Source organism: Pseudomonas sp. ES3-33, assembly GCF_000952175.1.
GTDB lineage: Bacteria > Pseudomonadota > Gammaproteobacteria > Pseudomonadales > Pseudomonadaceae > Aquipseudomonas > Aquipseudomonas gregormendelii.
This window is the reverse complement of record NZ_JZRI01000102.1, coordinates 1-14,995: the sequence shown is the minus strand read 5'-3', so window position 1 is coordinate 14,995 and position 14,995 is coordinate 1. Positions and strand designations below refer to the sequence as shown.

The window sequence follows — 14,995 nt, the reverse complement described above, 5'->3', positions numbered from 1 at the left end:
CCACTGTGGGAGCAAGCCTGCTGGCGATGGCGTCTGCGGATTCGACATTGATGTGGCAGGGAGATTGCCATCGCGGGCAAGTCGAATCGTCGCACCGCCGCTCCCACAGGGTTTTTGTGGTGGGCGCAGCATTTGTGTACGGCAGATATCTCTGTGGGAGCCGGGCTTGCCCGCGATGGCGTCTGCAGATTCGATATTGATGTGGCAGGGGGAAGACAGTTGCTCCCACCCTGGACGCTCTTCAGTTCATGAACATTGTTGACCCGCGTTTTCTTGCTTCAGCACATCAAACAACGCCTGCGCCGCCGCCGACAACTCCACCCCAGGCTTGGTCAACACCCCGATCGCCCGCTCAATCACCGGGTCATGCAGGGTCAGGCAATGCGCACCCAGTTCGCGCATCTGCCCGGCGCACAATGCCGGGACCGCGCTGACGCCCAGCCCGCTTGCGACCATACGCCCCACCGTTGCCAGCTGATGGCTTTCAAACTCCACCGGCAATTTCATACCACGCGCCTGAAGGTGCTCCTCGAGCATCACCCGTACGGTGGACGGGCGCTGCAGGGTGATGAACGGTTCCTGCAGCAGGGTCTTCCAGGCGATATCGTCAAGCCGGGCCAGCGGTGAATCCAGGGGCACCACCGCGACGAAGCGATCCATGTACAGCGGTGTGAAGGCCAGCGACGAGCTGGTGGTTGGCTCAAACGCCACACCCAGCTCGACCTGTCGATCCCGCACCATTTCCAGCACCTGCTCGTTGATCACGTCATTTACCGTGACATTGACCTTGGGGTAACGCGCACGAAATGTCTTGAGGATCGGTGGCAACAGGTTGCCGGCAAACGAGGGCATCGCGGCCAGCGTGACTCGCCCGCGTTGCAGGGTGAAGCGCTGGCGCAACTCATCCTCGGCGTTGTCCCAGTCAGCGATCAGGCGCCGCGCCAGGGGCACCAGAGCCTCACCTTCGGCGGTCAGTGCGACGTTGCGGGTGTTGCGCGCAAACAAGCGCCCGCCCAGGCCTTCTTCCAGCGCCTTGATAGTCAGGCTCAGTGCTGATTGCGACAGGTGCAGGCGCTCGCAGGCCACGGCGAAACTCAGGCTCTGGGCGACGGCGAGGAAGGCGCGGATCTGTTTGACGGTCATGTCGCTTGGCTCCTGGAATCTCGAGACTGTGAGCTGCAAGCTTGTGGGTGCATGGCCTGCGTGCGATGGCGCCCTTGGAGTGGCTATCGCGAGAAAGCTTTGCTCCCACAGTGCAGGGTGGCTGTAGCAAGTGTCGGTGCCTGGCCTGCCTGCGATGGGCCCTTGGAATGGCTATCGCGAGCAAGTTTTGCTCCCTCAGTGCAGAGTGGCCTTGGCAAATGGAAAACTCTATTAGTGAGTTTTATCTATTAATAATTGCTAAAAATCAACTTAACAAATCAATCTTGCGGCGAGACACTTCAGTCATTCGGCTAGCCAGCCGCCCATAAAGAATAAAAGAGGTGCATATGGCAGGTTTCGACAAGCGTGTGAGTTCCTACGAAGAAGCGCTGGCAGGTCTCGAAGACGGCATGACCGTCATCGCCGGCGGCTTCGGTCTGTGCGGGATTCCGGAAAACCTGATCGCCGAGATCAAGCGCAAAGGCACACGCGACCTCACTGTGGTGTCCAACAACTGTGGCGTCGACGGCTTTGGCCTGGGCGTGCTGCTGGAAGACCGGCAGATCAGCAAAGTAGTGGCCTCGTACGTCGGTGAGAACAAACTGTTCGAAGACCAACTGCTCAAAGGCGAAATCGAAGTCGTCCTGACGCCCCAGGGTACCCTCGCGGAAAAAATGCGCGCTGGCGGCGCTGGCATTCCAGCCTTTTTTACCGCCACCGGCGTCGGCACACCGGTTGCCGACGGCAAGGAAGTGCGCGAATTCCACGGTCGCCAGTACCTGATGGAAGAGTCCATTACCGGTGACTTCGCCATCGTCAAAGGCTGGAAAGCCGACCACTTCGGCAACGTGATCTATCGCCACACCGCGCAGAACTTCAACCCGCTGGCGGCCACTGCCGGCAAGATCACCGTGGTCGAAGTCGAAGAAATCGTCGAGCCCGGCGAGCTGGACCCGGCGCAGATCCATACCCCTGGCATCTACGTCGACCGGGTCATTTGCGGCACGTTCGAGAAGCGCATCGAACAGCGCACCGTGCGTAAGTGATCACCTGCCCCCGGCCCGAATTGAAGGAATAACAACAATGGCACTTTCCCGCGAACAAATGGCTCAACGCGTCGCCCGCGAAATGCAGGACGGCTTTTACGTGAACCTGGGCATCGGCATCCCGACCCTGGTCGCCAACTACATCCCCGAAGGCATGGAAGTCATGCTGCAGTCGGAAAACGGCCTGCTCGGCATGGGTCCGTTCCCGACCGAAGAAACCATCGATGCCGACATGATCAACGCCGGCAAGCAAACCGTGACCGCGCGCATCGGCGCGTCGATCTTTTCCTCGGCCGAGTCCTTCGCGATGATTCGCGGCGGGCATGTCGACCTGACCGTGCTGGGTGCCTTCGAAGTCGACGTGCAAGGCAACATCGCCTCGTGGATGATCCCCGGCAAGCTGGTCAAGGGCATGGGCGGCGCCATGGATCTGGTGGCCGGTGCAGACAACATCATCGTCATCATGACCCACGCCTCGAAGGACGGTGAGTCCAAGCTCCTGGCAAAATGCAGTCTGCCGCTGACCGGCGCCGGTTGCATCAAGCGCGTGCTGACCGACCTGGCTTATCTTGAAATCGAAAACGGCGCGTTCATTCTCAAGGAGCGTGCACCGGGTGTCAGCGTCGAGGAAATCGTCGCCAAGACCGCGGGTAAACTGATCGTGCCTGATCACGTTCCGGAAATGCAGTTCGCTGCGCAGTGAGGAATAATTCCATGCAAGACGTTGTAATTGTAGCCGCCACCCGTACCGCCATTGGCAGCTTCCAGGGTGCGTTGGCCAATGTGTCCGCCGTGGACCTGGGCGCCGCAGTGATCCGTCAGTTGCTGGCGCAGACCGGGCTCGACCCGGCGCAAGTGGATGAAGTGATCATGGGCCAGGTGCTGACCGCCGGCGCCGGGCAGAACCCAGCGCGCCAGTCCGCCATCAAGGCCGGCCTGCCGTTTACCGTGCCAGCCATGACCCTGAACAAGGTCTGCGGTTCGGGCCTCAAGGCCCTGCACCTGGCCACCCAGGCGATTCGCTGCGGCGACGCCGAGGTGATGATCGCCGGCGGCCAGGAGAACATGAGCCTGTCCAACTACGTCATGCCCGGCGCCCGTACCGGCCTGCGCATGGGCCACGCGCAAATCGTCGACACCATGATCAGCGACGGCCTGTGGGACGCGTTCAACGACTACCACATGGGCATCACCGCCGAGAACCTGGTTGAGCAGTACAACCTGACCCGCGAGCAACAGGATGCCTTCGCCGCGGCCTCGCAACAGAAAGCCTCGGCCGCCATTGAAGGCGGACGTTTTGTCGATGAAATCACGCCGATCCTGATTCCCCAGCGCAAGGGTGAACCGCTGTCGTTCGCCACCGACGAGCAGCCGCGAGCCGACACCAGCGCCGCCGCCCTGGGCAAACTGCGCCCGGCGTTCAAAAAAGACGGTTCGGTGACCGCCGGTAATGCTTCGTCGCTCAACGATGGCGCCGCGGCCGTAATGCTTATGAGCGCGGCAAAAGCCAAAGCCCTGGGGCTGCCCGTGCTGGCAAAAATTGCTGCCTATGCCAATGCGGGCGTTGATCCGGCGATCATGGGCATCGGCCCGGTCTCGGCCACTCGCCGCTGCCTGGACAAGGCCGGCTGGTCGATCGGTCAGCTTGACCTGATCGAAGCCAACGAAGCCTTCGCCGCGCAATCCCTGGCGGTGGCCAAGGACCTGGGCTGGGACATGAACAAGGTCAACGTCAATGGCGGCGCCATCGCCCTCGGCCACCCGATTGGCGCATCGGGCTGCCGGGTGCTGGTGACCTTGCTGCATGAAATGATCAAGCGTGACGCCAAGAAAGGCCTCGCCACCTTGTGCATCGGTGGCGGCCAGGGCGTGGCGCTGGCCATCGAGCGGGCGTAAAGCGTTCAACAGGCGGCGCGGGGACCCACGAAGAACCGCGCAGCCTGGCAACACACCCGGTGTGACACCTGTCGCACCGGGCTCCACGCATCAGCAAAACGATCCCCGTGCTCTACACATCAATCAAACATCCCCCTGTAGGAGCTGCCGCAGGCTCGGGCCGCGATCGGACGATCTTTTGATCTTGTCTGTGTTGGGAGCGCTTGCAAGCAAGATCAAAAGATCGTCCGATCGCGGCCCGAGCCTGCGGCAGCTCCTACCGGGATTTGGCTACGCCCATCAATTGCTCGCGCAACTGCGGAGTGCGTGTTCGCGGGTCCAGCCAGATATCAAAAAACGCCCGGGCGAATGCCGGGTCGTTCACCTCGTGCTGCAAGCGCTGCCCGACATAAAACCGTGCCCCCTGCCCCGGCAGATACACCCCGGTGATCCGCGTTCCGGCCTGCACATCGACAAATGCCTGTTGCATCTGCTTCTGCCATGCCTCCAGTTGCGCGGCACTCACCGACTCGCCTGACAGGCGCCTGATTTCATCGACGCTGGCCTGAACCAGGTCGTCCCGGGAAATCTTGCGCTGGTAAATGAGTTCAAGGGCGAACGGCTGGTCGCTCGCCAAAGGCTTGGCTGCACTCCACAGGCGGGCGTTATAGACATCAAAACCAAACCAGCGAAATTCGCCGGCACCAATGATCCGCGCCCCAGGCAAAGCCTCCTGCCAGTTGGCCAGCGCATGACCGGCCAACAAGGCCAGCAGCCACAAGCTATGACGCAGAATGGATCGGGAGCGATTCATGATGGGCTCGATTCAGCGCAGAGGATGCCCAAAATTTATACGCCAAAACCCAAACTGTACAAGCTTTGAATGTTGTATACAAAAACCGCAAAGCTATACAACAATCTGTCCGGCGCATGCTAACGTGGCAGTCTCACACAGGATGGAGACGCGTGCGTGCTATTGCTCAAACTGCTGGTCATTCCCGGATTTCTGCTACTCATCTCCCTGGCGGGCAAACGCTGGGGCCCCAGCGTAGCTGGGTGGCTGTCAGGACTGCCAGTGGTGGTCGGGCCGATTCTGTTCTTCCTGGCCATCGAACAAGGCGAAGCATTCGCCGCCCGCTCGGCCACCGCCGCGTTATCGGCCATGTTCGCGATGATCGCCTTTTGCGTCACCTATGCCCAGGTCGCACAGCGCAGCAACTGGCCGACCGCGCTGAGTCTTTCGTTAGCCGTGTGGGCCATGTTGGCGGTGGTGTTATCGTCGATCCCCGCGTCCCTGGTGTTTTCCACAATCGCCGCTGCGAGCGCGTTGCTGGCGGCGCCTTATCTGTTTCCGTCGGTGCAGCCCGTGATCTCAGGCACCGCCCCCAAGTCTGACAGACTGCTATGGCGCATGGTCGCCGGTGCCCTGCTGACACTGGCGGTCACCTTGTTGGCAAGTACCGTGGGCGAGCGCTGGAGCGGCCTGCTGGCGGTGTTCCCGGTGCTCGGCAGCGTAATGGCCGTGTTCTCCCAGCAAACCCGTGGGCCGGCGTTCACGGCTGCGTTGCTGCGCGCCACGGCGACTGGCATGTATTCGTTTGCCGCCTTTTGCCTGGTCCTGGCCCTGGCCTTGCCGACAATGGGCCTCAGCGCATTTGCCCTCGGCGTCGCGGTCTCGGTGGCCATGCTCGGTGTGACCCGGCGCCTGCTGGCAAAACCTGCGGTCAGCGTGCGCACCCAGGCTTGCGACGAGTGACTGGCCGAGCACCGGTACTGGAGTGACTTGCACGTGGCATGGGATGATCGCGTCTGAACCGATCGCGGCTGAAGCGCGACAACCCCTGGAGATCCCGAATGTCATTGTTGAGCAACAAAGCCGTTGTCCTGTTGCTGGCCGTCGCTGCCAGCCTGGGGGCCCTGAATGCTCAGGCGGCCAAGGCCACCAGCAGTTCCGCATCGTCGCAGAAGGTGTCGATGCTGGGCGGCAAGTTCATCTTTACCCTGCCCAAAGGCTTCGTCGCCACGCCATTGCCGGCCAGCTCATCGGGCGCCAGCGGGACCATGTACGCCAACGAAACCACCAAGACCGTGGTGATCGCCGCAGAAAACACCCTGCCCGAGGGTCTCAAGGTCAAGGACAATGACGGCGCCTTTCTCGACGGCACTGCGGCGGACTTTGACGCGGCGCAGCGCAAGGCCCTCCCCGACTACAACAAGTTGAGCGAGAAAAGCCTGACCCTCAAAAGCACTGGTCTGGGTGTGCGCCAGGTCGACAGCACGGCCACCCAGGGTGGTGGGCAAACCCTCAACACCACGCTGATGGCGGCCTCCGGCAACCACATGGCGGTGGTCCGGGTGATTTCCCGGCCCGGCGACATGGCGGCGCATGAAACCCTGATCAAGCGGATGCTCAGCGGTAAATAAACCTAAGGGTTTAGGCTTTGCAGCCAGGCGTTCAAGTCCTGCATTTCGGCTGCGCTGATGCTGTGACCCACCCCCGGATAGGCATGAAATTGGGGCTTGAGCGACAGGCTTTGCAGAAGGCTGTTGGCGTCTGTGCCATCGACGTAAGGCAGGCGTTTGTCTGCGGTGCCATGGCCGATGAAGATCGCCAGCTGCTGGCGTTTTTCATCGGGTTTGAGCTCGGCCTTGAGCACCGGCAGGATACGCCCGCTCAGCGCTGCAATGCCTCCCAGCGCCTGCGGATGACGCAGCGCCACCTCGTAGGACATGATCGCACCCTGGCTGAAGCCCACGAGGAACACCTTGTTCGGTGCGGTGCGGTATTTGCTGGCGGCTTGGGTGATGAAGTCCAGCAAAACCTGGCTGCTGTTTTTCAGGTCATCGGTTTCGCCGTTGTAGGCACCCTGGCCTTTTTGGCGGAACCACTGGTACCTGCCTTCTTCCATCACCATCGGCGCGCGTACCGACAGGTAGTTGTACTGCTCGGGCAATTGATCCTTGATGCCGAACAGGTCCTCTTCGTTACTGCCATAGCCGTGGAGGAAAATCACCAGGGGCAGATTGCGCGAATCGGCGTGGGTCTGCTCCAGGTATTGGAGCGGCAGATCGGCTTGCAGCGGGGTTTGGGCGTGGACGGCGGTGGACGCCAGGAGTGTCAGCAGAGCGAAAAACTTCAACATAAACCTTCCTTCACAGGAGCTCTTTTTCTAGACGACGATTTTAATAAGAAAGAAAAAATCATTAATCTCAAATAGGTAGAAAACAATTTGACACTCAACCTTGGAATGACTTGATGGGCAGTACTCTGAACCCGCTCTGCCAAACACACAAGCACGGGGTGACGCAAGATATCGGCTACCCGTTAGTCAAAATTATGAAAGGAGCTTTCGACTCTCGCGGCAATGATGCTCGTGAATCTCTGCTCTCGTAATTGCTGGTTGGCTTTGACAGGAGCAGTACTCACCAATGGTGGGCGGTCGATCCTGGGGTCGGGCGCGGTGTGCTCACCACACGCCGAAAGAAGCAAGCACAGAGCAATTGGGGTCCGGGTAAGGCGAGCGTATGTAGACTTCTCAAAACGGCAAATCAGGCATCACTGCCTTGCCTACGGAGTTTTCCGAAGGTTTGAACTGTGCAGTGGGCGGTCGAGTGCCCACTCAGTCTGTCGATCCTGAAGCGGGATTCTACCCAAGCAGGTTGTGCCAATAAAAGACTTGAAGAAGATGCATCGATTCATTGTCTTCGCGCTGGGAGCCGCCAAGGAAGCGCTGACGTCCGTTACGCATTGATCCCGTTTCCGTTGGGATTGCAGGGACAACAGCAAATCTCGAAATCATCTTCACGCCCTCTCCAAGCAACTCATCACCATTAGCGGCTATGAGCCACTCTCGCAAGCGAGCGCAGTCAGGTTCCGATGAGAAGCACGACCGGACATGAGTCGATTGGATGGATCGCAGGAAATGTTCACCGTCGCTTTTAAGCATAAGAGCCGGAGTTCTCGCTAGCCACTCCCAGCTCCCTCATCAGGCTACGCAGCTTTCACGAGCCGATCTGCTAGCTATGTTGGTGCATTCTCTAAACCAGCTTGCGACAGGCTGCAAGGCCTTCACTCAGCGAAACGAGAAAATACCTATACAAAATGAAATTCTTGTATAGGTTCTCAGTAATGTATGTCACTCTGCCACCAGTCGGTTAGCATCCTCTGCTGCGCTAGTGCCTAGCCAGGCTGTCGTAACTTTCAAATGGGCGGTAGCGGTACACCAGTAGCCCTGACACGGATAGCAAAATGGAAGCACCAAGTCCTGCCCGTACAGGGTCTATCTATGAGCACCGCCCATGAAAAACTCAATCTCACTAGCCTCGCGCATAGGCCTTGGCTTCGCCGTAATTGTATCGTTGCTTATCCTAATCACCGCCGTGGGCATTCAACGGGTAGGCTTTATCCACTCCACCCTGGAACACGTGAGCGAAAATGCGGCGAAAATTCAACGCTACGCTATTAACTTTCGGGGGAGCGTGCACAACCGAGCTATTGCCATTCGGGACGCAGTATTAGTGGATAGTGATCAAGACTTAGCCGTCCATCTCAACGAAGTTACCAATCTAGAACAGGCCTACTCCGATTCAGCAACACCAATGGATCAGCTATTCGCAACTGCTGGTGTAACATCGCAGGAGCAACAGCTGCTAAGAGCGATTAAAGATATCGAAACGCAAACGCTCGCTTCCACTAAATCGGTAATCGCCCTGCGCCGCGCCGGAGATATCTCTGGAGCACAAGCTTTGCTGCTGCGCCAGACCTCAGGTGAATACAGCGAGTGGTTGAAACGCGTGAACGCACTGATTGACTACGAAGAAGCCTCGATCAAGAGCCAACTCACTGCTGTACAGGCCACTGCCAGTGAGTTTAGAGGACTGATGCTCATGGCAACCGGCATAGCACTGCTGCTGAGCATCATCCTGGCAATCTCTATCATCCGCTTCGTCAAGTCCACGCTGGGCGCTGAGCCGACTCAGGTTGCGCAGGCTATCCAACGGTTGGCCGCAGGCGATTTGCAACAAGTGATCGTTACCGATTATCCGAACAGCGTGATGGGCGTTCTGAAAACTGCTCTTAGCCGTTTGGCTGATACCATTAGTGAAGTACGTATAGCGGCCCAAGAGGTCAACAATTCATCTCGGCAACTGTTGACCACATCGTCCACCAATAACAATCAAATCAGCCTGCAGACCCGTGAAGCCGAGCAGGTGGCAACTGCAATTACGCAAATGGCGGCAACGGTCAATGAAGTTTCAGGCTATGCCTCTCAAGCAGCGGACGCGACGCGTCTAGCCGATGCTGAAGTTGTAAGCGGAAATCGCGTCGTTGCGGACACCACTCTCGCTATTGAACAATTGGCGGACACACTGGTTGAAACCACCAATACCGTAGAGCAGGTGTCCAAGCGCAGCGAAGAGATTGAAATAGTGATCGAGGTAATCAATTCAATTGCCACGCAAACTAACCTATTGGCGCTTAACGCTGCCATCGAAGCGGCCCGAGCAGGTGAGCATGGCCGAGGGTTTGCGGTTGTGGCCGATGAGGTGCGCTCTCTAGCTAATCGAACTCAGGAGTCGACGCGGGAAATTCGCGAAATGATCGGTACCCTGCAGAGCGGAACTGAAACTGCTGCACAAACCATGCGTAATAGTTGCGAACTGGTAAGCCACACCGTTTCGCAAACCCGCAATGCCCAGGCGGCGCTAGGTAAAATTAGCCAGCAAGTCGGCGCCATAAACCACATGAATGCACAAATCGCCAGCGCATCTGTCCAGCAAAGCGTGGTGGCCGAAGACGTTGCGCAAAATATCACGCGCATCCATACCTCAACGGTGCAATCGGCAACTGGCTCTCGAGAAGTTGCGACGGCCAGTCAGGAGTTAGCGCAGCTAGCTGATCGCCTTACCCAGAAGGTCGCATTTTTTAGGGTGACTTAAACGCTACCAATTCCCCACAACAGCGCACTTCCCTGATCACATCGCCGCATGCTGCTAGAGAAGACCAGTGGTAGGTGGTTTCAAATGCACAGCTATTCAGGTTTTTCCTATCTGGTCGATACGCTGCACAGAGCACGCATTTTGCGGGCTGCCTATTGATGCCATGTCGAATCAAATTTGATGGTGGCATTTGGCTTCAGCTGAGCAATTATCGGCACCTACTTATCTCTCCGGCAAGGACTGCCCACTAAAATCGCTTTTGCTTGGAATCGGTATGGCCAGGATTTGCTCGCTTCTTTCGCTAGTTACAGCTTTGATATGTGCTGATGGTTGGGCTGGTTTAGCCAAGCTTGAGGTCGTAATAAATGAGCAAGACGGCAATCCGCTGTCCGACGCGGTGCTCACTCTTCAAGGGCCAATTGGCCAGCCCTCAGCTCATCGAAACGCCGATATGGATCAGCGCTCTCAACAGTTCGCCCCGCATGTGCTGGCAGTGCATACCGGTACGCCTATCAAGTTCCCTAACAGCGACAACATCCGCCATCAGGTCTACTCGTTCTCGCCGGCAAAACGCTTCGAGCTACGTCTTTACGAAGGCACACCGTCCGACCCAGTCCTGTTCGACAAGACTGGTGTTGTGGTGCTTGGATGCAACATCCATGACTGGATGCTTGGCTACGTTTACGTCACTGACGATCCGCGCTTTGGCGTCACTGACGCTCAAGGAAAATTGACGCTTGATAACCTTCCCGTCGGTGTTTACCAGGTCACTCTCTGGCATCCACAACTCAAAGACATGCAGCCGCTCAGTGCAGGTTCTATAAAAGTACCTGTCGACGGCCTCAAGCAGACCTTTAACCTCACCCTGGAGCCTTTGTCTACGAACGCTCCAACCGCACCTGCACCGAGTACCTTCGGCGACGCGTTCAAGCGAGCTGCCCGTGAAACTGCGCAATAGTTTTCAGGCTCAAGTTACCGCAGTTCTGATCCTGCTTTTACTGGTGGTGATTGGCTCACTTTATTTCAGCGTAAAGGTTGCGACCAACTCAGCGGTGCGTAGCCAGGCCAATACTCAACTGGACGTCGGTACGCGAGTCTTCGAACGCCTGCTTGAGGTGCGAGGGCGACGCTTGGCAGACGGAGTGCAATTACTCGCAGCCGACTTCGGTTTTCGCGATGCGGTGGCCAGCAGAGATTCTGCAACCATACGTTCGGTGCTGCTCAATCATGGCAAGCGCATCAACGCCAGTGACATGATTCTACTCAGTATGGATGGAACAGTTCTCGCTAGCACTCTCGACGATGTGGCGGATGGCTCGCTGTTTCGTTTCGACCAAGCTCTGCGCGAAGCCCGGCGCATGCAAAAAACCATGTTGATCGTGCCACTGCAGGGTAAGCCCCACTTGCTTGTTGAAGCGACAGTGCTCGCGCCTCTACCGATTGCCAGGGTGGTGATGGGCTTCAGCATGGACAGTGCATTTGCCCGGGAGTTGCGCTCGCTTACCAATCTTGAAGTGTCGTTTCTGGCAGTGGATAAACAACAGCCGGGGCCACTCGTCAGCACCCAACCTGACATTCTTGGCCCAAGTATCACAGGGCTGATGCTTAACACGTCTATGCGCGACGCGGTTCAGCTGACGGAGCACTTGGAGAATAATTTCCTGAGCCAGTCCTTGGTGTTGGCTGGCGGCGCGGATGGATATGACGGTCAAGTGATAGCTTTATTGCAAAGCCCACTCGATGCTGCCATGCGAGCGTTTGCTCCCCTTGATGAAAAAATCCTTGGCATTGCCTTGATAGCCTTGCTTGCCTCATTAGCGGGGGCTCTCCTATTGGCCCGAGGTGTGTCGCAACCCGTTAGATCTTTGGCCCTAGCAGCGGAGCGAATCGGCCAAGGCGATTATCAAACTCCCGTAATACTAAGGAGAAGTGACGAATTCGGATTACTGGCCAAAGCAGTCAACTCTATGCAGCGCGGCATCGCAGAGCGTGAACAGCAACTGGCTCACAACGCCCTGCATGATCCCCTCACTGGCTTGCCCAACCGCGCTTTAGCAGTAGAGCGATTAGGCAGCGCGATTGCCGCAACACGACCGATGGCATTGATCGTCTTGGGCATTCAAAACCTGCGGTCTATCAACGAAACAGCCGACCCTGAAACGGTTGATCAGTTGCTCCGCCAAACCGGTCAGCGCCTACAGGAATCGCTGCATCCCGGTGATACGGTAGCGCATCTGATCGCCGACGAGTTTCTGCTCTTGCTTGATGGCTTCGACAGTGATGCGGCAGTCGCAGTAGCTGACCGGATTCAGCAATTACTGCTTAAGCCTCAGCATATCAACGGTCACGATTTGGCTCTGGATTGCAGACTCGGTATAGCGGCATTTCCCGCTGATGGGCAAAGCGCGCAGACGCTACTGGAACGCGCCTCCATTGCCATGAAAGACGCTGCGCAGTTGCCCGGGCTTCTACTGCATTACCAGCCGAAGTTGGATATCCGTAAAGGTCACGTCCGCCAAGCCGAAGCCTTATTGCGCTGGCAGCACCCGCAACTTGGAATGGTTTCGCCTGCTGAGTTCATTCCTTTGGCAGAACGTACTGGAAGCATCCAAGTGCTTACTAATTGGGTGATCAACGAGGGGATGCGCCAACTCTCCGAGTGGAATCAGCGGGGTCTTTGCTTGCAGCTTTCGCTAAACATTTCCGCCGATGACTTACTTAGCGATGAACTGGCCGCTCGCGTCTTGGCATTATTACGAAACTACCGCCTGCCAGCGGAGCAATTGATATTCGAAATCACCGAAAGCGCAGTCATGCGGGAGCCGGAGCGTGCATTAAAAGTCCTGCATCAACTGCGTGATTGCGGCATTAGCTTGTCGGTGGATGACTTCGGTACTGGCTACTCGTCCTTGGCTCACCTCAAGCGACTCCCTGTACAGGAGTTGAAAATTGATCAGTCCTTCGTCCGTGACCTGGATGAAACCAGTGAGGACGCCGTGATCGTCCGCTCGACCATCGAAATGAGCCATAACCTTGGTCTTAAGGTAGTTGCCGAAGGCGTCGAGTATGCACACAGCCTGCGCTTACTCGAACGCTGGCACTGCGATACGGCGCAGGGTTATCTCATCAGTCGGCCACTTACTGCCGCAGCATTTGAAGCCTGGGTGGCCTTGCCTCTTAACTTTCATACATCCATTGTTCATTGATCGCCATGACCTATCGTTTCTCTCTGCTGATCGGCTGTCTCATCGGCCTGAGCCTCCAAACCTCCCTCGCTGATAATGGACGGCTGATTGCCACAGGTGGTGCCAGTAGCCTCGAGGGTGCAGCAGGCGGAGGTATTACACCTTGGGCAATACTTACTGGCTACGGCGAAAAGAACGAGTGGGACGCGACCGCGTTCGCCACTACGGTCAATTTGCCGGACTATCGGCTGGATGTTGCTGGGTTAGCTTTGGCCTATGACAACCGTATCGAGCTGTCTTTCGCCCGGCAGCGTTTTGATCTGGGGTCTTTGGTTAGCAAACTGAATCTCCCTGAAGATAACCTAAGCCAAGACGTACTCGGGCTAAAGGTGCGTTTGTTTGGTGACGTGATCTACGACGATCTCCCGCAGGTGTCGCTAGGGTTGGAGTACAAACATCAGCGCGATTTTCTGATCTCGAGCCTGGTTGACGCTCAGCGTGACAGCGACACTGAGGGATATATAGCCGCAAGTCGCTTGTTCATGGGCGCAGCATTTGGCTACAACCTCTTGGTCAATGGCAGCCTGCGGTACAGCCGCGCCAATGAAACCGGGTTGCTGGGTTTTGGTGGTGACCGTCGAGACACTCGCAGTGTACTGAAGGAGGGGTCGATTGCCGTGCTGTTCAACCCGCACTGGGCGCTGGGCGTCGAGTACCGGCAGAAGCCGGACAACCTGTCGTTCGCCGGGGAAAGCGATTGGGCGGATCTGTTTTTAGGATATTTCCCCAACAAGCATATGTCGGTGGTCCTGGCCTATGCACGCCTGGGGGAGATCGCCACGCTAGATAACCAAAACGGCACATATCTGTCCTTGCAGGGAAGTTTCTGATGCGATTGTTGCCACTGTTTCTCGTTTTGCTATTGAGTGCTTGTGCGCAAAAAGCTCCTAAGGATGACAGCCTTTATCAAGCCCTGGGCGCACATCTGGGGATCACTCGAATTGTTGAGGGCATGCTGCTAAACATTGCTCGGGACGAGCGAATCGTTGAGCGGTTTCGCAAGATCGATATCCAGCGGCTACGGGACAAATTGATTGAGCAATTTTGTGTTGAAGCGGGCGGCCCTTGTACCTATACCGGTGACAGCATGGCCGAGAGTCACAGGGGGCAAAATGTCAGCCGCAGTGACTTCAATGCGCTGGTCGAAGACTTGATTGCAGCGATGGATGATCTGGGGATCGCGGTGCCGGTGCAGAATCGTTTGATTGCGCGACTGGCCCCTATGCGCGGGGAAGTAATTGAAAAGTGAGCCGGAGATTCGCTTGGAGTTCTGCTAATCGTATAGGGAAGTGATGGAGCGATGCTATCTCACGTCCGTAAATGCGCAACCATCGGCTATCTCATTTATGGATGAGAGGTCTCCCGCCCACTCCCAGCCTTGTGCACGGAGGCGATTCCCGAATGAAGTAGGGAATAACACACCGCATCATGGGAAATAACTCGATTGGCTGAGTGCTCAAGCACCACTCTGTTACCCCAGTAGCTTTAGCAAATAGTAAATCGCATTGTCCGCTACAGAATGCGAATAGCCTATGCGCAGGGTGATTATCCTCACCGGCCGGAGCCCATTGGGGCACTGCTTGACGAAATGGCTCACTGTTCTTCGTTTCACATAAAGCGTAAGCGTCCAGCCAACACACCTTCCGAACTCCAGCATTAAGGGCGATGGTGTCCGCGTATTTTTAAGCGGACGCGATCGCCCTTAACGTCAGGATTTCCATGCGCCAACGAAGCTCTTACCCGAAA

12 protein-coding genes and 2 pseudogenes are annotated in these 14,995 nt (G+C 57.1%); 11 read left to right on the top strand and 3 right to left on the bottom strand.

The annotated features are described in order from the left end of the window. Window positions 1–246 precede the first annotated feature (246 nt). Window positions 247–1,143: a LysR family transcriptional regulator gene (locus tag UB23_RS17410; protein WP_045060545.1), complete on the bottom strand. Its 897-nt coding sequence runs from the start codon at window positions 1,141–1,143 to the stop codon at window positions 247–249. A gap of 347 nt (window positions 1,144–1,490) precedes the next feature. On the opposite strand from UB23_RS17410, the gene UB23_RS17400 reads away from it, so the two are divergent. The 3 genes from UB23_RS17400 to UB23_RS17390 are packed head-to-tail and all read left to right on the top strand — an operon-like array spanning window position 1,491 to window position 4,085. Next, window positions 1,491–2,189 carry a CoA transferase subunit A gene (locus UB23_RS17400; RefSeq protein ID WP_045060543.1) on the top strand — a complete coding sequence of 233 codons (699 nt, stop codon included), beginning with the start codon at window positions 1,491–1,493 and terminating at the stop codon, window positions 2,187–2,189. A gap of 37 nt (window positions 2,190–2,226) precedes the next feature. Further along, window positions 2,227–2,892 carry a CoA transferase subunit B gene (locus tag UB23_RS17395; RefSeq protein WP_045060542.1) on the top strand — a complete coding sequence of 222 codons (666 nt, stop codon included), beginning with the start codon at window positions 2,227–2,229 and terminating at the stop codon, window positions 2,890–2,892. 11 nt (window positions 2,893–2,903) lie between these two features. Then, window positions 2,904–4,085 carry an acetyl-CoA C-acetyltransferase gene (locus tag UB23_RS17390; protein WP_045060541.1) on the top strand — a complete coding sequence of 394 codons (1,182 nt, stop codon included), beginning with the start codon at window positions 2,904–2,906 and terminating at the stop codon, window positions 4,083–4,085. 256 nt (window positions 4,086–4,341) lie between these two features. Here the strand turns inward: UB23_RS17390 and UB23_RS17385 are convergent, their stop codons facing one another. Further along, a complete protein-coding gene (locus UB23_RS17385) occupies window positions 4,342–4,878 on the bottom strand; it encodes a chalcone isomerase family protein (RefSeq protein WP_045060540.1) in 537 nt (178 codons plus the stop codon). A gap of 156 nt (window positions 4,879–5,034) precedes the next feature. On the opposite strand from UB23_RS17385, the gene UB23_RS17380 reads away from it, so the two are divergent. Together UB23_RS17380 and UB23_RS17375 are read left to right on the top strand one after the other, a co-directional pair. Next, on the top strand, window positions 5,035–5,820 hold the full coding sequence (locus UB23_RS17380) for a hypothetical protein (protein WP_045060539.1): 786 nt from the start codon (window positions 5,035–5,037) through the stop codon (window positions 5,818–5,820). 98 nt (window positions 5,821–5,918) lie between these two features. Beyond that, window positions 5,919–6,488, top strand: coding sequence for a hypothetical protein (locus UB23_RS17375; RefSeq protein WP_045060538.1), 570 nt, complete (start codon window positions 5,919–5,921; stop codon window positions 6,486–6,488). A 2-nt stretch (window positions 6,489–6,490) separates the two neighbouring features. On the opposite strand, the gene UB23_RS17370 is transcribed toward UB23_RS17375, so the two are convergent. Then, complete coding sequence (locus UB23_RS17370; RefSeq protein WP_045060537.1) at window positions 6,491–7,207, bottom strand: alpha/beta hydrolase; 717 nt, start codon at window positions 7,205–7,207, stop codon at window positions 6,491–6,493. Window positions 7,208–8,363: 1,156 nt separating this feature from the next. Between UB23_RS17370 and UB23_RS30825 the strand changes: the two are divergent. From UB23_RS30825 to UB23_RS17345, 6 genes and pseudogenes are all read left to right on the top strand, one after another. After that, window positions 8,364–8,876, top strand: a pseudogene (locus tag UB23_RS30825) (MCP four helix bundle domain-containing protein); the annotation flags it as partial. A 600-nt stretch (window positions 8,877–9,476) separates the two neighbouring features. Beyond that, a pseudogene (locus UB23_RS30820) lies at window positions 9,477–10,004 on the top strand (methyl-accepting chemotaxis protein); the annotation flags it as partial. Between the two features lie 274 nt (window positions 10,005–10,278). Next, window positions 10,279–10,962 carry a methylamine utilization protein gene (locus tag UB23_RS17360; protein WP_045060535.1) on the top strand — a complete coding sequence of 228 codons (684 nt, stop codon included), beginning with the start codon at window positions 10,279–10,281 and terminating at the stop codon, window positions 10,960–10,962. After that, on the top strand, window positions 10,946–13,210 hold the full coding sequence (locus UB23_RS17355; protein WP_045060534.1) for a putative bifunctional diguanylate cyclase/phosphodiesterase: 2,265 nt from the start codon (window positions 10,946–10,948) through the stop codon (window positions 13,208–13,210). The genes UB23_RS17360 and UB23_RS17355 overlap by 17 nt, the downstream gene beginning before the upstream one ends. Window positions 13,211–13,215: 5 nt before the next feature. Then, window positions 13,216–14,079: a DUF3034 family protein gene (locus UB23_RS17350; protein WP_045060533.1), complete on the top strand. Its 864-nt coding sequence runs from the start codon at window positions 13,216–13,218 to the stop codon at window positions 14,077–14,079. Further along, window positions 14,079–14,498: a group I truncated hemoglobin gene (locus UB23_RS17345; RefSeq protein ID WP_045060532.1), complete on the top strand. Its 420-nt coding sequence runs from the start codon at window positions 14,079–14,081 to the stop codon at window positions 14,496–14,498. The genes UB23_RS17350 and UB23_RS17345 overlap by 1 nt, the downstream gene beginning before the upstream one ends. The last annotated feature ends 497 nt before the right edge of the window (window positions 14,499–14,995 follow it).

Excerpts from the sequence above, each read along its gene's own strand:
- UB23_RS17410 (WP_045060545.1), bottom strand. The coding sequence starts at position 1,143 with ATGACCGTCAAACAGATCCGCGCCTTCCTCGCCGTCGCCCAGAGCCTG.
- UB23_RS17400 (WP_045060543.1), top strand. The coding sequence starts at position 1,491 with ATGGCAGGTTTCGACAAGCGTGTGAGTTCCTACGAAGAAGCGCTGGCA.
- UB23_RS17395 (WP_045060542.1), top strand. The coding sequence starts at position 2,227 with ATGGCACTTTCCCGCGAACAAATGGCTCAACGCGTCGCCCGCGAAATG.
- UB23_RS17390 (WP_045060541.1), top strand. The coding sequence starts at position 2,904 with ATGCAAGACGTTGTAATTGTAGCCGCCACCCGTACCGCCATTGGCAGC.
- UB23_RS17385 (WP_045060540.1), bottom strand. The coding sequence starts at position 4,878 with ATGAATCGCTCCCGATCCATTCTGCGTCATAGCTTGTGGCTGCTGGCC.
- UB23_RS17375 (WP_045060538.1), top strand. The coding sequence starts at position 5,919 with ATGTCATTGTTGAGCAACAAAGCCGTTGTCCTGTTGCTGGCCGTCGCT.
- UB23_RS17370 (WP_045060537.1), bottom strand. The coding sequence starts at position 7,207 with ATGTTGAAGTTTTTCGCTCTGCTGACACTCCTGGCGTCCACCGCCGTC.
- UB23_RS17360 (WP_045060535.1), top strand. The coding sequence starts at position 10,279 with ATGGCCAGGATTTGCTCGCTTCTTTCGCTAGTTACAGCTTTGATATGT.
- UB23_RS17350 (WP_045060533.1), top strand. The coding sequence starts at position 13,216 with ATGACCTATCGTTTCTCTCTGCTGATCGGCTGTCTCATCGGCCTGAGC.
- UB23_RS17345 (WP_045060532.1), top strand. The coding sequence starts at position 14,079 with ATGCGATTGTTGCCACTGTTTCTCGTTTTGCTATTGAGTGCTTGTGCG.